This is a genomic window from Bradyrhizobium sp. SZCCHNS1050 (assembly GCF_032484785.1).
Lineage (GTDB): Bacteria > Pseudomonadota > Alphaproteobacteria > Rhizobiales > Xanthobacteraceae > Bradyrhizobium.
In genome coordinates this window covers 4,538,316-4,554,649 of record NZ_JAUETR010000001.1, presented here as the reverse complement: position 1 = coordinate 4,554,649, position 16,334 = coordinate 4,538,316, and the positions used below count along the sequence as shown (strand labels likewise).

Annotated in this window: 17 protein-coding genes; 9 read left to right on the top strand and 8 right to left on the bottom strand. The window is 66.5% G+C overall.

The window, feature by feature from the left end:
* Nucleotides 1-21: 21 nt before the first annotated feature.
* The 5 genes from modB to QX094_RS20530 all read left to right on the top strand — a co-directional run bounded on the left by modB (nt 22) and on the right by QX094_RS20530 (nt 3,893).
* A complete protein-coding gene (gene modB / locus QX094_RS20550) occupies nt 22-711 on the top strand; it encodes a molybdate ABC transporter permease subunit (protein ID WP_315827074.1) in 690 nt (229 codons plus the stop codon).
* The gene (gene modC / locus QX094_RS20545) at nt 708-1,802 is read left to right on the top strand and encodes a molybdenum ABC transporter ATP-binding protein (protein ID WP_315827075.1); all 1,095 of its coding nucleotides are present in this window, start codon (nt 708-710) and stop codon (nt 1,800-1,802) included. Before modB ends, modC begins: the two co-directional genes overlap by 4 nt.
* A 206-nt stretch (nt 1,803-2,008) precedes the next feature.
* Nucleotides 2,009-2,872, top strand: a complete 864-nt coding sequence (locus QX094_RS20540; RefSeq protein ID WP_316188099.1) for a xanthine dehydrogenase — start codon at nt 2,009-2,011, stop codon at nt 2,870-2,872.
* Nucleotides 2,873-2,883: 11 nt separating this feature from the next.
* Complete coding sequence (locus QX094_RS20535) at nt 2,884-3,474, top strand: DUF2478 domain-containing protein (protein ID WP_315827077.1); 591 nt, start codon at nt 2,884-2,886, stop codon at nt 3,472-3,474.
* Nucleotides 3,471-3,893, top strand: coding sequence for a LysR family transcriptional regulator (locus QX094_RS20530; protein WP_315717774.1), 423 nt, complete (start codon nt 3,471-3,473; stop codon nt 3,891-3,893). Before QX094_RS20535 ends, QX094_RS20530 begins: the two co-directional genes overlap by 4 nt.
* On the opposite strand, the gene QX094_RS20525 is transcribed toward QX094_RS20530, so the two are convergent.
* Nucleotides 3,802-4,281, bottom strand: coding sequence for a TOBE domain-containing protein (locus tag QX094_RS20525; RefSeq protein WP_315717775.1), 480 nt, complete (start codon nt 4,279-4,281; stop codon nt 3,802-3,804). The genes QX094_RS20530 and QX094_RS20525 overlap by 92 nt on opposite strands.
* A 21-nt stretch (nt 4,282-4,302) precedes the next feature.
* Nucleotides 4,303-5,550: a phosphoglycerate dehydrogenase gene (gene serA, locus QX094_RS20520; protein WP_315750287.1), complete on the bottom strand. Its 1,248-nt coding sequence runs from the start codon at nt 5,548-5,550 to the stop codon at nt 4,303-4,305.
* Nucleotides 5,551-5,839: 289 nt separating this feature from the next.
* Between serA and QX094_RS20515 the strand changes: the two genes are divergently transcribed.
* Nucleotides 5,840-8,494, top strand: a complete 2,655-nt coding sequence (locus QX094_RS20515; RefSeq protein ID WP_315827078.1) for a flavin-containing monooxygenase — start codon at nt 5,840-5,842, stop codon at nt 8,492-8,494.
* On the opposite strand, the gene QX094_RS20510 is transcribed toward QX094_RS20515, so the two are convergent.
* From QX094_RS20510 to QX094_RS20495, 4 genes are all read right to left on the bottom strand, one after another.
* Nucleotides 8,475-8,975: a DUF3147 family protein gene (locus QX094_RS20510; RefSeq protein ID WP_315827079.1), complete on the bottom strand. Its 501-nt coding sequence runs from the start codon at nt 8,973-8,975 to the stop codon at nt 8,475-8,477. The two genes, QX094_RS20515 and QX094_RS20510, sit on opposite strands and share 20 nt — an antisense overlap.
* Nucleotides 8,975-9,322: a DUF3147 family protein gene (locus tag QX094_RS20505; protein WP_315717779.1), complete on the bottom strand. Its 348-nt coding sequence runs from the start codon at nt 9,320-9,322 to the stop codon at nt 8,975-8,977. Before QX094_RS20505 ends, QX094_RS20510 begins: the two co-directional genes overlap by 1 nt.
* A gap of 181 nt (nt 9,323-9,503) precedes the next feature.
* Entirely contained in the window at nt 9,504-10,145 is a 642-nt protein-coding gene (locus tag QX094_RS20500) for a 2-dehydro-3-deoxy-6-phosphogalactonate aldolase (RefSeq protein ID WP_315717780.1), read from the bottom strand.
* Entirely contained in the window at nt 10,142-11,080 is a 939-nt protein-coding gene (locus QX094_RS20495; RefSeq protein ID WP_315717781.1) for a 2-dehydro-3-deoxygalactonokinase, read from the bottom strand. The genes QX094_RS20500 and QX094_RS20495 overlap by 4 nt, the downstream gene beginning before the upstream one ends.
* 123 nt (nt 11,081-11,203) lie before the next feature.
* Between QX094_RS20495 and QX094_RS20490 the strand changes: the two genes are divergently transcribed.
* Complete coding sequence (locus tag QX094_RS20490) at nt 11,204-11,977, top strand: DeoR/GlpR family DNA-binding transcription regulator (RefSeq protein WP_315717782.1); 774 nt, start codon at nt 11,204-11,206, stop codon at nt 11,975-11,977.
* A gap of 32 nt (nt 11,978-12,009) precedes the next feature.
* Complete coding sequence (locus QX094_RS20485; protein WP_315717783.1) at nt 12,010-13,146, top strand: MFS transporter; 1,137 nt, start codon at nt 12,010-12,012, stop codon at nt 13,144-13,146.
* A 93-nt stretch (nt 13,147-13,239) separates the two neighbouring features.
* On the opposite strand, the gene QX094_RS20480 is transcribed toward QX094_RS20485, so the two are convergent.
* Nucleotides 13,240-14,202, bottom strand: a complete 963-nt coding sequence (locus tag QX094_RS20480) for a cation diffusion facilitator family transporter (protein ID WP_315717784.1) — start codon at nt 14,200-14,202, stop codon at nt 13,240-13,242.
* A gap of 130 nt (nt 14,203-14,332) precedes the next feature.
* Between QX094_RS20480 and QX094_RS20475 the strand changes: the two genes are divergently transcribed.
* Entirely contained in the window at nt 14,333-14,857 is a 525-nt protein-coding gene (locus QX094_RS20475; RefSeq protein WP_315717785.1) for a nucleoside deaminase, read from the top strand.
* Between the two features lie 52 nt (nt 14,858-14,909).
* Here the strand turns inward: QX094_RS20475 and QX094_RS20470 are convergent, their stop codons facing one another.
* Complete coding sequence (locus QX094_RS20470) at nt 14,910-16,031, bottom strand: hypothetical protein (RefSeq protein WP_316171710.1); 1,122 nt, start codon at nt 16,029-16,031, stop codon at nt 14,910-14,912.
* Nucleotides 16,032-16,334: the final 303 nt, after the last annotated feature.

Below are 16,334 nucleotides of genomic sequence, written 5' to 3'. Positions count from 1 at the left end.
CACGTCGATGAACTTCCAAGGATGAACTTGCACGTCTCGGCCGATATCTGGCAACCGGTCAGTCTGACCCTCGAATTGGCAGCGATCACGACCGTCATTCTGATGATCGTGGGAACACCGATCGCATGGTGGCTGGCGCGGTCGCAGGCGTGGTGGAAGGAGGCGGTCGCAGCCCTGGTGGCGATTCCGCTCGTGCTGCCGCCGACCGTGCTCGGCTTCTATCTGCTGGTCGCGCTCGGCCCGAGCGGTCCGGGCGGGGCGCTGGCGTCCTTGTGGGGTGCACGCACCCTCGCCTTCACTTTCCCAGGCCTCGTGATCGGCTCGGTGCTGTTCTCGATGCCGTTCGTGGTGCAGCCGATCCGCAACGCCTTCGAGGCCATGGGCGAGAAGCCCCTGGAAGCAGCCGCCACGCTGCGGGCCACGCCCTGGCGCGCGTTCTGGACGATCGCCGTGCCGCTGGCGAGCCCCGGCTTCCTCACCGGCGCGATCCTCGGCTTTGCCCACACCGTCGGCGAGTTCGGCGTCGTGCTGATGATCGGCGGCAACATTCCCGGCAGGACAAAGGTGCTGTCGATCGCGATCTACGACTACGTCGAGACCTCGCAATGGACCGAAGCCTCGGTGCTGGCGCTCGGCATGGTCGTGTTCTCGTTCGGCGTCATTCTGACGATGATGCTGATCGAGAAGAAGATGACGCGACGCGCGTCATGAGCACCGTCAAGGTCGATTTCCGCGGTACGCTCGGGCGCTTCGAGCTGAACGCGCGGTTCGAGGTGCCGGCGCGCGGCGTCACCGCGATCTTCGGCCCGTCCGGCTGCGGCAAGACCGCCGTCATGCGCAGCATCGCCGGCCTCAACCGCCTGGACGGACGATGCTCCGTCGCCGGCGACGTCTGGCAGGACGAGAAGACCTTCCGCCCGGTGCACCGGCGCCCGATCGGCTACGTCTTTCAGGAAGCCAATCTGTTCCCGCACCTCTCCGTCCGCCGCAACCTGATGTACGGGCATCCCGGCCCGTCCGGCCCCACCGCCATCGGCTTCGATGAGGTCGTGTCGCTGCTCGGCATTGCCAAGCTGCTGGAGCGCTCGCCGCGCCATCTGTCCGGCGGCGAGCGGCAGCGCGTGGCGATCGGCCGCGCGCTGCTCAGCCAGCCGAAGCTGCTGCTGATGGACGAGCCGCTGTCGGCGCTCGACCAGATCACCAAGGACGAGATCCTGCCCTATCTGGAGCGGCTGCATGCCGCGCTCGACCTGCCGATCCTCTACATCAGCCACGATATCGCGGAGGTCGAGCGGCTCGCCGATCAGCTGGTGCTGATGCGCAATGGCAGCGTCCTGGCTTCAGGTCCGCTGTCCGTGCTCCAAGCCGACCTGACACTGCCGCTCGCGCTCTCCCGCGATGCAGCGGTCAGTCTCGACGCCACCGTTCTGAAGCACGACGCCATCGACGGCATGGTGACGCTTGCGGTGCCGGGCGGGCATTTCGTGCTGCCGGCCGAGCCGCTTGCGCCGGGAACACGCCGCCGCCTGCGCGTGCTGGCCGATGATGTCAGCCTCGCCTTGGAAACGCCGAGCCGCAGCACCATCGTCAACGTGCTACGCGCGAAGATCCTGGAAATCCGCAGCCAATCGGACCACCGCGTCACCGCCCTGCTCGGCCTCGGCGAGGACGGCCAGGGTGCACGATTGCTGTCGCGGGTCACCCAACGCTCGTGGAACGAGCTCGGCCTGCAGGCAGGGCTTGCCGTCTACGCCCAGGTCAAGGGCGTCGCGCTGGTGCGCCGCGAAGAGCCCATCGCCTGATCGGCACGCGCCGACCTGCCCCGCACCATCACAACATGTTGTATAAGCGACAATATAGCATCCGATGTTATATCCTAAACAATACAGCTTTGCATCAGACAAACCGAGGCTGCCTGCTTTTCCTCAATGCAATGAACATGTTGATCGGCGCGCAACGATCTGGCCCGCGGCTTGCTCATTCGATCTCGCAACACGAGGTCATCAGCATGAAAGCCGCCGCCGTCACTTGGCATCCGAACGCGCCCAAGCCGCTCGCGCTGGTGCTGGGCACCAACGAGATCGCCTCCGCGATCGCGGCCAAGCTCAACCATGAGCGCTTCGCGCTCGTCCTCTGTCACGACGCCTTTCCGCCGGTGATCCGACGCGGCATGGCCTTCCACGACGTCCTGTATGGCGAGGCCTGCGACATCGACGGCGTGGTCGGCTGCCGGGCCGAGGGCATCGCGGACGTCGTGCGCATTCATCGCGAGCCCAGCCAGGTCGCCGTCACCGGGATGCATCTCACCGACATCATCGCGTTCCGCTATCCCGCGGTCATCGTCGACGCACGGATGCAGAAGCATCTGGCCACGCCGGATCTGCGCGGCGCTGCCGGCATCGCCGTCGGCATCGGACCGCGCTTTGCGGTCGGGCACAATTGCGACATCGCGATCGAGACGCATCCTTGCGACACCGGCGCGATCGTGGCGCACGGCACCACGCGCGACGCGGACGGCAAGGCGCGTGCGCTCGGCGGCGCCGGCCGCGAGCGCTTCGTCTATTCCAATCAGGACGCCGTCTGGCATACGCCGCTCGACATCGGCACCCGCGTCTACAAGGGACTGCAGCTCGGCTCGCTCGGCGGCACACCTGTGCTGGCGCCGCTCGATGGCGCACTGCGCGGCATCGCCCGCGACGGATTGCGCGTGCCGGCCAACGTCAAGCTGCTGGAGATCGATCCGCGCGGCCGCCACGCGGCATGGACCGGCATGGACGACCGCGGGCGATCGATCGCCGCGAGCGTCGTCTCGGCGGTCCACGCGATCGTGCAAACCGGTCGGAAGGCGGGCCGCGTCTCCGCCAACGTGTGAGGAGGACTGCCATGGGTGTCGCTGAGGTCGGGACGTGTCAGATCGTGGCGCTGCAGGGCGCTGCGTCCACCGTCATCCAGGAGCTGCTCGATGAGCTCGCCACGCGGCTCGCAGGCATCGGGCTGCGCGTCTCCGGCGTGATCGAGAGCAGCGCCGACAAGACCAGGCCGTGCAAGGCCATGATGCTGCGCAGCCTCGACGACGACCGCGTGTTCTCGATCTCGCAGGATCTCGGCCCGGGATCGCAGGGCTGCAATCTCGATCCCGAAGGATTGGTGCTGGCCTGCGCCGCCGTGCAGCAGTCGATCGCGCGCGGCACGGATGTCGTGATCCTCAGCAAGTTCGGCAAGCAGGAGGCGACGGGAGGAGGCCTCGCCGACGCCTTCGGCTCGGCGATGTCAGCCGGGCTTCCGATCATCACGGCGGTATCGCCCGCGATGATGGAGGCGTGGAAGCGCTTCGCCGGCGTGTTCGCCGAATGCGTCCCGGTCGATGTCGCGCGCCGTCCCGGCTGGATCGAGGCGTGGTCCGGCCGCATGGTGACAGCGCGAAGCCCGCGTGACATGATCGGCTCACAACGCGAGCGGATCGGAATAGGATGAAGCGCGAAGCTCAGATCGCATTGACCATCACTTTCGGCAACGGCGGAAGTCTGTCGCCCGAAGATCTGCTGCTGATCGACTTCATCCGCCGGGAGCGCTCGATCCTCGGCGCCGCGCGCGCGAGCGGCATCTCCTACCGCAAATGCTGGCTGATGGTCGATGCGCTCAACCGCACCTTCGAGACGCCAGTGTTCGAGACTCATCCGGGGCGACGGGGCGGCGGCGCCGAGATCACGCCGTTCGGCGAGCGGCTGATCGCGCTGTATCGCTCGATGGAGCGGCGCACCCGCACGGCCACCGCCGCGGCGCTCGCTGAGCTGCAGAAGGCTACCGATCCCCGCTATCAGAAGCGGGCCAGCGGCGCGGCCGAGGCAGCTCCGAAGGCCGAACCGCGCCGGGCCCGATCGCGACGCTCTTGATCATCGCCCAGGCCGACAGATCCGGCTCCAACGCCAGCCGCTCGACGGACTCCAGCGTGACCAAGGCGTGCAGCTTCGTCGCACCGAGATCGAACGTCACGCGCACATAGGGCGGATCGAGCGGCAGGATCTCCTCGATCCGGCCGGGCAGCCGGTTGGTGATCGAAACATCCATCGGCCGCGACAGCGCGATCGACACATCGCGGGCCTCGATGGTCACGGAGACGCCGGCGTCGATCGCGGCGTCGACCATCGGAACGCGCAACTCGCCGTCGGCGAAGAACAACGTCGACATGCCATATTGCGGATCATGGCGCAGCACGCGCGCAGGCACCGTCGTGCTGAGAACGACGGACGAGGCTGAAGACGATGCAGACGAGCCGGTCATCGCGCGGCAGCCTCCACAGCCTCAGGGCCGGTCGTGATCGTACAGGACGCGAACGCGGATCGTGCCCTCCACCGCGCGCAGCTCCGACAGCAGCGCCTCGCCCTCACCGCCGACCACGTCGGTCTCGAGCACGACATAGCCGACCTCGGGATCGGTCTGCAGATATTGCGCGAGGATGTTGATGTTGTGCCGCGAGACCGCCTCGTTGACCTGGCGCAGCACGCCGGGCACGTTGCGATGAACGTGGATGAAGCGCGTGCCCGTCGGGCGCGCCGGCAGTTGCACCTGCGGGAAGTTCACGGCGCCGAAGGTCGAGCCGACATCGGAATAGTCGATCAGCTTGCGCGCAACCTCGCCACCGATGCGATCCTGCGCCTCCTCGGTGGAGCCGCCGACATGCGGGGTCAGGATCACGTTGGGCAGGCCCTGCAGCGGCGAGACGAACGGATCGGCGTTCGATGCCGGTTCGACCGGAAACACGTCGACGGCAGCACCTGAGAGCTTGCCCTCGCGCAATGCGCTGGCCAGCGCCTCGATGTCGACCACCGTGCCGCGCGAATTGTTGATCAGATAGGCCCCGTCCTTCATGTGACGGATCTGGCGCTCGCCGATCATGTTGGCGGTCGCCGGCGTCTCCGGCACGTGCAGCGACACGACGTCGCTCATCGCCAGGAGCTCGTCGAGGCTCTCGACCGGCTCGGTGTTGCCGTGACGGAGCTTGTCGGTGAGATCGAAGAAGATCACCCGCATGCCCATGGCCTCGGCGAGGTTCGACAGCTGCGAGCCGATGTTGCCATAGCCGATGATGCCGAGCGTCTTGCCGCGCACCTCTCGGCTGCCATTGGCCGACTTGTCCCAGCCGCCGGCATGCGCCGACACCGAGCGCGGGAAGATGCGGCGCATCAGCATCACGACCTCGGCGATCGTCAGCTCGGCGACACTGCGGGTGTTCGAATAGGGCGCATTGAACACGGGGATGCCGAGCCGCTTCGCGGCATCGAGATCGACCTGGTTGGTGCCGACGGAGAAGCAGCCGACCACCATCAGCCGGTCGGCGGCCTGCAGCACATCGGCGGTGAGATGCGTCCGCGAGCGAATGCCAAGCATGTGCACGCCCGACAGCATACGCTTCAACTCCGCCGAACCGAGCGCCTTCGGCAGCCGCTCGATTTCCGTATAGCCGTTGGCCTCGAACATGCGGACGGCCGAGTCGTTCACGCCCTCGAGGAGCAGAACGCGGATCTTTTGCTTGGGAAGCGATAACGGCATGGGCCTGGCCTGGTTCAGTCGTGGATGTGGCGTAGTGTAGCGGTTGTTACAGTCGCGATGCGTTGAAACTTGGTGAATGCGACGCGGCAGGGTCGCTTTCTGTCGCTTTCTCAGGGTCTTGTCCACTCCGTCGCGGCCTTTTGACCGGGGATGCAAAATCAGCGCCTGGCATACCGGCCGCACCGCACGGCCCGCACTGCAACAACCGCAGATCGCTGTTTTGGCTGCTGACAAACCATGCGAGCAGAGCTAGCCTTTCTTCCAATCACAAAATCATCGGGAGGTCAGCATGTCAGACGGGGTTGTCGAGACACGCGCGTCGGAGGTGTCGGGCGGTGAAACGCAGACGGTCGATGTCGCCGTCGTGGGTGCCGGATTTGCGGGACTTTACCTGCTGCACCGCCTGCGCAAGGCGGGCTTCTCGACCGTGGCTCTGGATACGGCCAACGATGTCGGCGGCACCTGGTACTGGAACCGCTATCCCGGCGCGCGCTGCGACATCCAGACCGTCGACTACAGCTACACCTTCGATCCCGAGCTCGAGAAGGCGTGGCAATGGTCGGAGAAATACGCCACCCAGCCGGAGATCCTGCGCTATCTCGGCTTTGTCGCCGATCGCTACGATCTGCGCCGCGACATCCGCTTCGGCACCCGCGTGCTCGGCGCCTCCTGGGATGACGCCAAGGAGCGCTGGCTGCTGACGACCGACAAGGGCCCCGCCGTCTCCTGCCGCCACTACATCATGGCGACCGGCTGCCTGTCGCAGCCGAAGCCGCCGGAGATCGACGGCGTGCACGACTTCAAGGGCGAGATCTACTTCACCAGCCGCTGGCCGCATGACGGTGTCGACCTCCGCGGCAAGCGCGTCGCGGTGATCGGCACCGGCTCGTCCGGCATCCAGTCGATCCCGATCATCGCCGAGCAGGCAGCACAGCTCACGGTTTTCCAGCGCACGCCGAACTTCGCACTGCCGGCGCATAACGGCCCGCTCCCGGCCGATCGCGCCGCGCAGCTCGCAGAAGATCGCAACGGGCTGCGCGAGCAGGCGCGCTGGTCGATGGCTGGCGTGCCGATCCCGCCGGCCACCGACTTCAGCTGGGCGTTGAGCGAGGCCGAGCGCCGCGAACGCTTCGAGAAGCTGTGGGCGTCGGGCGACCTCGTCGGCATGCTGACGCAGCTCTGGGCCGACCAGGGTGTCGACCCCGACGGCAATGCGCTGCTCGCCGACCTCATCCGCGAGAAGATCCACGAGATCGTCAAGGATCCCGAGACCGCCGCCGCGCTCACGCCTCACGACCATCCGTTCGGCGCCAAGCGCCCGTGCTTGGACACCAACTACTATCAGACGTTCAACCGCCCCAATGTCACGCTGGTCAATCTGCGCCAGGAGCCGATCACATCCATCACCGCTGATGGCATCAAGACCGACAGGCGCAGCTTCGACATCGACGTCATCGTGTTCGCGACCGGCTTCGATGCCATGACCGGTGCGATCCGCGCCGTGCATCCGATCACCGGGCGCGGCGGCAAATCGCTGGAGGATGTCTGGGCCAACGGACCGCAAACCTATCTCGGGCTCACGGTCGCAGACTTTCCCAATCTGTTCCTGATCACGGGTCCCGGCAGCCCATCGGTGCTGTCGAACATGGCGGTCTCGATCGAGCAGCATGTCGACTGGGTCGTCGATCGTCTCGTCGCCCTGCGCGAAGCCGGGTTCACGACCATCGAGGCCACGGAGACTGCGCAGGCCGGCTGGGCACGCCACATGGCGGACTGCGCGACCGTGACGCTGCATCGGCTCGCCAACACCTGGTACACTGGTGCCAACGTGCCGGGCAAGCCGCAGACCCTGATGCCCTATACTGGCGGCGTCGGCCCCTATCGCGGCATCTGCAACGAAATCGTCAGCCGCGGCATGCTCGGCTTCAAGCTGTCAGGTCCGAACGGCGCGTCCCAATGCAATGACGGCGAGATCGTGCGGCTGCAGCCGGATGTCAGGCTGGTGCTGAACATGCTGGCCGAGATGAACTTGCCGCCGATCGAATCGATGGGCGCGGCTGGCGCCCGCGAATTCGTTGCGCAGTTCAACGCGACGAGGCCGCCTGGACGTCCCGTTGGCGAAGTCAAGGATGGCACATTGCAGGGCGCCGACGGTCCCCTGCCCTATCGGCTGTATCGGCCGGCGACGCCCGGGCCGCATCCGATCGTCGTCTACTTCCATGGCGGCGGCTGGGTGCTCGGCGACGAGCAGTCGGACGATCCATTCTGCCGCGACATGTGCCGCCGCTCCAACATGATCTTCGTCAGCGTCGGCTATCGCCATGCGCCCGAGCACCGCTTCCCGGCGGCGGCCGAGGACGGCTATGCGGCGACGCGCTGGGTGGCCGAGCACGCCGCCGAGCTCGGCGGACGCGACGGACCGGTGCTGGTGGCCGGCTGGAGCGCCGGCGGAAACATCGCTGCGGTCACTTGCCAGCTCGCGCGGGATCGCGGCGGGCCTCTCGTCGGCGGACAGTTGCTGGTCTGCCCGGTGACCGATTGCAGCTTCGATCGGCCGTCCTACACCGACAACGCGGCCGGCTACTTCCTGACGCGCGGCCTGATGTACTGGTTCTGGGACATCTACTGCTCGCCGGCGGATCGCACCGATCCGCGCGCGTCGCCGTTGCGGGGCAAGCTGCAGGGCCTGCCGCCGGCCTACATCGTCACCTGCGAGTTCGATCCGCTGCGCGACGAGGGCGTCGCCTATGCGGAGGCGCTCGCCGCCAACGGCGTGCCGGTCGGGCAGCTCAAGGCCCACGGCCATTTCCACTCGTCGTTCACGATGGTCGACGTCGTCATCACCGGCGTCGGCGGCCGCATGCAGATGGCGGAGGCGCTGCAGGCATTCACGCAGTCTGCGGAAGAAGGCGAATCGCCGGAGATCAACGCCGCCGCCAGCTGACCAGCGGAGGCTGCGGCCGAGACGTATCGCGACGGCCCGCAACTTTGCGGGTCGTTGCCGCAACACGCAGCTTGCGCCGGATCGCCCACGCTGTCACCGAGACGACGAGCCACGCCGTCGTTGCGGCGACGAAGGCGGCCGCGACGCTTGACTGAACCAGCGTGGAGAATACGGCCGCGAACGCCAGCATGCCGAAACTGCCGAGCACTGCACCTGCGGTGTCGAGTGCAGCCGCTTCGCGTCCGCGCCGCTCGCCGGAGAGTCCCTGACGGCGCTTGCGCCTGATCTCGTGCGCCTCGATCAGGGTGACGCTGGCACAGAAGATCGCCGGCAATGCCAGGAAGAGGCCGCCGATCGCAGGACCTAAGGCTTTGGCAATGAGCCCGGTCGCGACTGTGGCGGCGCCGCCCAGCGCAAAGCGGATGACGTATTCATGCCACTTGCCGTCCTTCAGCGCCGAGGGCGAGATGCGGATCAGCATCACGCCCCTCCGGAGAAGACCGCCTGCAGTCCCAGCGCTGCGACCAGCCACACGGCCGTTGCGAGCAGGCTCGCGCTCAATGCGCGCATATGCTGCCGCATCAGCAGCCGGCACACGGTCATGCTATAGAGACAGAGCGCGGCTGCGCCGAACATCATCGAATGGCTCTGGACCGCCGCATAGGCGGCATCATGCGTGACAACCGCAACGCCCAACGTCGCCAGCGCGACCGAGGGCGCTGCTCCGAACAGGCCGGCAAAGCTCTTCGGACGCAACACATCGCCAATGATCGCGAATGTCGAAACGATGACGCCGCCGATCAGGAAGCGGATGACGGATTCGGTCATGTCCGGCTTGCTCCCGGTTGTTCGTAGCCGGTCCATGCGCGCAAGCTGCGTTCAAGGGCCGCTCGTTCCGGAGACGCGGACCAAGACTCTTGCGAGCACGGACAATTGGTTCCCTTCCAACGCCGAGCTCTGACGACAGTTTCAAGACAGCGTCACGAAGCCGTCATGGAGCGTGATCTGCTCAGCCCGTGGCTGCGATGGCATCGTCATAGGCACGCACGGAAGCGACCGCGGTGTCTCGCACATCGCTCGCGCTCATCCCCGGCTTGTACAGGCTGGAGCCGAGTCCGAAGGCTCGCACACCGGCTACGGCATAGGAGGCGAGATTGTTGTCCGACACACCGCCGACGGCACCGACCACGACGCCTTTCGGCAGGACGGCAAGTTGCGCTGCAATCCCCGACGGACCAAGCACCGACGCCGGAAAGTATTTCAGGGCCGAGGCGCCGCAACGCAAAGCAAGAAAGGCCTCCGTCGGCGTGAACACCCCGGGCATGGTGACCATGTCGTAGGCCTGCGCCGTCGCCAGCACTTCGACATCGACGTTGGGGCTGACCATCAGACGCCCGCCGGCCTCCGCGACACGCACGCAATCTGCGGCATTGACGACCGTCCCTGCACCGATCAGGCAGTCCTTGCCGAACCGGGCGGCGAGACGCTCGATCGAGACGAACGGTTCCGGAGAGTTAAGAGGAACCTCGATCAGCTCGAAACCGGCTTCGATCAGGACATCGACGATGGCCTCGGACTCGTCGGGCTTGATGCCGCGCAGGATCGCGACCAGCGACCGCTTGACATGCGGCCAGGCAACGGACTTTGTCATGGTCGGAAACGCGCTCCCCAGATCTGCCGCGCGGCCTTGACCAGGCCGCGCCGGGACGCCTGTTCGGCATCACATTCGTTCACGTCGAAACCAGCAGCGGCCAGCGCCGCGCGATAGAGCCGGCCGAGCCGGCCCGCTCCGATCAACCGGAGTGGAAGCTCGGCGCCAAACCGCGCCCGAGCGTCGGCGATCTCACTGCCGATCAGAAGCCCGGAGAGCCTCGCAGCCCCATCGGACCGCTGCTCAAAACCGAGGAGCTGGGCTGCGCGCAGCCGGAACAGCGCATTGGTCAGTGCCGTCGGCGCGGCAAGCGACGCTGCGAAGCTCTCGCGGAACGCCGCGTCGTGCTCGACGGCCGAGGCCTCCGGTTCGACGGCGTGCATCAAAATGCTATGTTGAGAGACGACCGCGAACAGCTCGCCGGTCATGTAGGTGGCAAAGTCGATCACAGCGCCGGCATCGATCCGGATCCATTTGCTGTGGGTGCCCGGAATGCAGACGATCCCGGTGAAGTCCGGCTCGGTGACGCCGAGCAGCTGGGTTTCCTCGCCGCGCATCACGTCCGGCTGATCCGCCCGCGCCTGCGCCAATCCCGGCAGAATCCTGACGTCGCCCTCCGTGTCGACGCCAATCGCGCCGGCATGCAGCGCCTCCAGCCGGGTGGGCGTGTGCAGATAAGGCGCCTCGACCCAGCCTTGCCGCGCGCCGGCCATGCCGCAGATCAGCACCGGAACATCGGCCGGCGCGCCGAGCTTCGCCAGATGGTCGCGCAGCACCGGCGCGAAGCCTGATGTCGCGCAATGCAGCATGCCCTCGCTACCGCGGCTCTCGGCCAGCTCCGTCCCATCTCCGGCCATCAGCCAGGCGCGGAAGCTGGATGTCCCCCAGTCGACGGCGACAAGGGCCGGCGTTGCTGACGAATAGACGGCGGTCACACCTTGCTCCCGATCACTTCGACATCTGGCAATGCCATGCCGCGCGGGCCGCGCAAACAACAAATTGCGCAATGCACGATTATGCACGTTGTTATTCTTGTTTATGCCTGATATGAAGAGGGCATGTCAGACCTTCCACTGGCGCGCCGCGACCAGATCGCCGGCCGCCTCTCGGCGGGGCACGCGGTCGTCGCGGCCGCCCTGGCCCACGAATTCGGCGTCTCCGAGGATGCCATCCGGCGCGATCTTCGTGCGCTTGCCGCCGAAGGACGCTGCCGCCGGGTGTATGGCGGCGCATTGCCGATCGCCGGCGGCATGACACCGATGGCGGCGCGGATCGGGCAAGATCGCGACCGCAAGCTGGCGCTCGCCCGGACGGCCGCCCGCGGCATCGCGCGTGGCGAATTTCTCTTCCTCGATAGTGGCAGCACCAATCTCGCCCTCGCTGAGGTCCTGCCCGATGATTTCGATCTCACCGTCGCAACCAACGCCATCGACATTGCCGCAACCGTGCTGCACCGGCAGGACCTGCAGCTGATCATGATCGGCGGCTCCGTTCACCCCGCAGTCGGCGGCTGTGTCGACGCCGACGCCCTCATGCAGGTGCAGCGCTTGAACATCGACCGCTGCTTCATCGGCGTCTGCGCTGTATCGGCGCAAGGCGGCATCAGCGCGGTTGATCCGGCTGACGCAGCATTCAAGCGGACCCTGCTGTCGCTGAGCCGCGTCAGCGTCGCAATGGTCACCAACGAGAAGCTCGAGACCCGAGCCCCCCACCGTATCGCCGGCGCCAAGACCATCAGCCAGCTCACCGTCGAGCATGATGCGCCGGCGGCCCGGCTCGCCCTGCTCAAACGGGCGGGAGCCGCCATCATGACGGCCGCCCCGCCGGGGTGACAGCGCCCTTCAGAAAGTCAGGAATCTTCCAAATGAGTTCTGATCACAGCGGGGCGCGGCTCGCGACCCGCCTGGCCTTCTTCGTCGCCGGCTTCGGCATCGCCTGCTGGGCACCGCTGGTGCCGTTTGCCAAACAGCGGCTCGGCGTCGATGATGCGACGCTCGGGCTGCTCCTGCTCTCGCTCGGCGTTGGCTCGGTCGCATCGATGCTGGCCGCCGGACTGCTGAGCGCCCATTATGGCAGCAAGCCGGTCGTCATCGTCAGCGGCATCGCTCTCGCGCTGTTCCTGCCGCTGCTGGCGATCGCAGCAACGCCAGCGACACTCGCACTCGCATTGTTCGCCTTCGGTGCGGCGCTGGGCTCGCTCGACGTCGCGGTGAACATCCAGGCGATCGACGTCGAGCGGCTGAGCGAGCGTCCGCTGATGTCGGGTTTCCATGCCCAGTTCAGCATCGGCGGCTTCGCGGGCTCCGGCGTCATGACGGCGCTGCTCGCATTCGACGTCGCGCCGCTGCTCGGCACGCTCGCCTGCTGCGCCCTCGCCCTGGCCGCGATGATCGTGGCTGCCCCGCGACTGATGGCGAGCAAACCCGCGCAATCGGGGCCTCTGCTCGTGCTTCCGCACGGCGCGGTGCTGCTGCTGGCGGCACTCGCCGCAATCATGTTCCTGGTCGAGGGCGCGATGCTCGACTGGAGCGCGCTGCTGCTCGTCGGTTCCGGCCGCCTGCCGGCGGCGCAGGCCGGACTGGGCTACATCATGTTCTCGATCGCAATGACCGCAGGGCGCCTCGTCGGTGACGCGGTGGTTGCACGGATCGGTGATCGCGCAACGTTGCTCGGGGGCGGCGCCATCGCCATCGCGGGCTTCGTCCTGCTGCTCACGGCTCCGTGGGTTGCTGCTGCCATGGCGGGCTTTGCGCTGATCGGCCTCGGCGCGTCGAACCTGGTCCCGGTGCTGTTCCGCCGAGCCGGGGCGCAGACCGCCATGCCGGTCGGGCTGGCCGTCGCGGCCGTCACCACCGCAGGCTACTCAGGCGTGCTGCTGGGCCCCGCAGGCATCGGCTTCATCGCCGCAGCCACCAGCCTGCCGGCCGCATTCTGGATGTTGGCCGCACTGCTGGTGATCGTGCTGCTGAGTGCGCCGTTGGCCGCGAGCACGCAGCCTTAGGAACGAGGCGCGCCGCTCCGGTTCGACCCGGCATCTCATGCCTCGGCCATTCGTCTGCCCGAAGCGACGTCGTCTATCGCTGAGCTGCGGATCTCACGCCGGAGTCGAGCCATTTTGGAGCACGCTCTCGCGCATTTCCTGATAGCGCGCACCGGTCTGCGGCTTGACGAACAGCGCCGCGACGATCGGATGCCGCGCCCTCAGCTCGCTCTCGATCGCAACGACGGCGCGCTCGATATCATCGGCGCGCTGATCGTCCGCAAATTCGATGCTCAGCGCGACAACGACATGCTGCGGTGACAGCTGCACCGTGAGCAGGCCATTGGCTGACTTGACGCCCTTCCTCTTGCGCGCGATGTCGAGGATCGAACGCGCCAGCTCCGGATCCGCCGGCTCGCCGATCAGGAGACTCTTGCTCTCCCGCGCGAGCACCATCGAGGTCGCCGCAAGCAGCACACCGATCAGGATCGATCCGATGCCGTCCCATGCCGGCTCATCGAAGGCGACGGCCGCAGCCATCGCGGCAGCAGCAATCACGATGCCGATCAGTGCCGCGCTGTCCTCGAACACGACCATGAAGGCTGGCGGGTCCTTGCTGCGCCTGAACGCCTCGAGATAGGAGAGACCCGGCGCAGCCGCGCGAAACCGCCGCACCGCCACCCACCAGGAGCCTGCCTCGAACACGAAGGAGAGCCCGAGCACGATGTAGTTCACCGTCGGGTCTTCGATCGGCAGCGGATGCATCAGGTGCGCCACGCCTTCGTACAGCGAGACGCCGGCGCCAAGCGCGAACAGCAGCAGCGCAACGATGAAGCTCCAGAAATAGAGCTCACGGCCATGGCCGAGCGGATGCCGCTGGTCGGGCGGACGGCTTGCGCGATGAAAGCCGTAGAGCAGCAGCAGTTCGTTCGAGGTGTCGACGGCGGAGTGGATCGCCTCGCTCGTCATGGCCGAGCTGCCGGTCCACACCGCCGCGGCGGTCTTGGTGCAGGCCACGAGCAGATTGCCGGCAAGCGCGGCATAGACGGCAACCTTGGAATCCGCGTTTGCCGCCATGTCGCCTGCCTATTCTCTCTTTGCGCTCGTGCGCCGGGCAACGCGAGCTGCGGCGCATCGGTTCCCTTGGCGCGCTTGCGCGCGTCGTCGCGCCGGAGCAGGATCGCCCGATCCGCAACGGAGCAGAGTGATGATGGCGCCGAGAGATCAGGCGAGAGACGGACGGAGGCAAGCCGGCGCCCAAGACCGGGACACACATTTCCTGCGGCACAGCTTCGCCATCGCCCGCCGCGCGACATCCAACGGCAATCATCCATTCGGAGCGGTGCTGATCGCTGCCGACGGCCGCGTTCTGATCGAGGCCGAGAACGGCTACATGCCAGCTCATGACGCCACGGCCCATGCCGAGCGGCTGGTTGCGACCCAGGCCTGCATTTCGATAGCGCCCGAGATCAGGGCGGCGGCCACGCTGTATTCGTCGGCAGAGCCGTGCGCGATGTGCGCGGGCGCCATCTATTGGGCCGGCATCGGACGCGTGGTCTACGGCCTCGGTGAGCGGCGGCTGCGCGGCATCACCGGCAATCATCCGGAGAATCCGACGCTCGACCTGCCCTGCCGCGACGTGTTCGCGAGCGGCCAGCGCGCGACCGAAATCGTCGGCCCCCTGCTGGAGGAGGAAGCCGCGGCACTACATGACGGCGTCTGGGACAACTGAAGCAGGCGCCGCGACCGGAGGCGCGGCGCCTGCTCGCGTGGCTCGATCGATGTCAGAACTTCACGGTCACGCCCGAGTAGAGCGACGATTCGGTGCAGGCGCCCGTGGCGACGCGGGTGCCGCCGACACCGGCGACGGAACAGCCGACCGCGTTGTTGTGGTCGAGGCCGAACTTGTTCTGCCAGTAGCGATAGGCCACCCAGACGTCGATCAGGTGGCTCTGCTTCTCGCCCCACATCGCCTTCGACGCATCGAAGGTCAGGCGGATCGGCTCGGAATTGAACTCGACCTTGGTCGGATAGACGCCGTTCGCGACGCTGGCCGGGAGCGGCTCGGTGTCGGTGCCCTTCTTGCCGTACCAGCCGGCGCGGCCCGAGATCGAGAAGAATTGCATGCTCTCCGGCAGGAAACCGAGATCCATGTAGTAGTTGGTCTCGACGGCCCAGGTCGGCTTGAACGAGGTATTGCCGTCATTGATGCAGGGGTTCGACCAGCCGGCCCCGCACTGCGAGAACGAATTGTGGTTGGCGAACTCCCAATACATCAGGGGAGCGACGTTGAAATAGCCCTTGTAGGGCAGGTTGAACGCGAACTGCAGGCCGGCAACCACGTCGCGTTTGGCGGCCCCGAAATAGCGGTTCTCGGTATTGGCATCCATGCCCACCTCGAACGAAATGTTCTGCAGCGGGCCCATCGTGAAGGCCTTGGTGTTGAAGATCTGGTTCCAGCCGAAGGTCGAGCGGAACAGTCCGTAGATCTCGGTCGCACCGGCACAGCTCGCCGGCGTGAAGGCGAAACCTGCGTTGGGCGACACGATCCCGCCGGTCTGCGTGCAAGGCCCAGCGGGGTCGTTGTGGTCCGACTTGAACAGCGAGATCGTGAAGAAGTTGGTGCCGTAACCCCAGACGTCGAAATGGGTGAACGAGTAGACCTGCTTGGCGGTCTTGGCGTTGAATGTGCCGTTGCCGTTGACACTCCATGCACCAGGCTGGCTGGCATCGAAGATATAGGAGTAGCTGACGCGATTGTCGACGACGAGGAAGAACGGCACCTCGGCCGGCGCCTTCTTCGCGATCGCCTTGGCGGGCAGGTCAGCGGCCCCCGCTGCACCGACCGACGTCAGCGCTGCCGCGCCCATTGCGACGACCGCCGCGATTGTTTGACGTAACGACATTCAGAACACCCCCAGTTGACAAGCGCCGATTCCCGACTTGCATGCACAGTTGCGCCGTTCCACGGGTGGGAGAAGCCTCAACTTTCTCCAGGACTTGCCCGCAGTTTGATCAAGGTTCCGCCGTATTGCAGCGGCGACGACATCGGTCGCGAGCTTGGGCATGGGACGATTGGCCGCGGCCACGACGCTCCTAGACCCCGATCTTGCGGCTTCACATTGCTGAAGTTTTTCCGAAAAGCCCCGCCTGGCCTTCCGCGCGCGTTCGCGGCAACGCGCGAGCGCAAGCGCGCCCCTGGACGCGCA

Coding starts and splice junctions, on each gene's coding strand:
- modB (WP_315827074.1), top strand. CDS start 22: ATGAACTTGCACGTCTCGGCCGATATCTGGCAACCGGTCAGTCTGACC.
- modC (WP_315827075.1), top strand. CDS start 708: ATGAGCACCGTCAAGGTCGATTTCCGCGGTACGCTCGGGCGCTTCGAG.
- QX094_RS20540 (WP_316188099.1), top strand. CDS start 2,009: ATGAAAGCCGCCGCCGTCACTTGGCATCCGAACGCGCCCAAGCCGCTC.
- QX094_RS20535 (WP_315827077.1), top strand. CDS start 2,884: ATGGGTGTCGCTGAGGTCGGGACGTGTCAGATCGTGGCGCTGCAGGGC.
- QX094_RS20530 (WP_315717774.1), top strand. CDS start 3,471: ATGAAGCGCGAAGCTCAGATCGCATTGACCATCACTTTCGGCAACGGC.
- QX094_RS20525 (WP_315717775.1), bottom strand. CDS start 4,281: ATGACCGGCTCGTCTGCATCGTCTTCAGCCTCGTCCGTCGTTCTCAGC.
- serA (WP_315750287.1), bottom strand. CDS start 5,550: ATGCCGTTATCGCTTCCCAAGCAAAAGATCCGCGTTCTGCTCCTCGAG.
- QX094_RS20515 (WP_315827078.1), top strand. CDS start 5,840: ATGTCAGACGGGGTTGTCGAGACACGCGCGTCGGAGGTGTCGGGCGGT.
- QX094_RS20510 (WP_315827079.1), bottom strand. CDS start 8,975: ATGCTGATCCGCATCTCGCCCTCGGCGCTGAAGGACGGCAAGTGGCAT.
- QX094_RS20505 (WP_315717779.1), bottom strand. CDS start 9,322: ATGACCGAATCCGTCATCCGCTTCCTGATCGGCGGCGTCATCGTTTCG.
- QX094_RS20500 (WP_315717780.1), bottom strand. CDS start 10,145: ATGACAAAGTCCGTTGCCTGGCCGCATGTCAAGCGGTCGCTGGTCGCG.
- QX094_RS20490 (WP_315717782.1), top strand. CDS start 11,204: ATGTCAGACCTTCCACTGGCGCGCCGCGACCAGATCGCCGGCCGCCTC.
- QX094_RS20485 (WP_315717783.1), top strand. CDS start 12,010: ATGAGTTCTGATCACAGCGGGGCGCGGCTCGCGACCCGCCTGGCCTTC.
- QX094_RS20480 (WP_315717784.1), bottom strand. CDS start 14,202: ATGGCGGCAAACGCGGATTCCAAGGTTGCCGTCTATGCCGCGCTTGCC.
- QX094_RS20475 (WP_315717785.1), top strand. CDS start 14,333: ATGATGGCGCCGAGAGATCAGGCGAGAGACGGACGGAGGCAAGCCGGC.
- QX094_RS20470 (WP_316171710.1), bottom strand. CDS start 16,031: ATGTCGTTACGTCAAACAATCGCGGCGGTCGTCGCAATGGGCGCGGCA.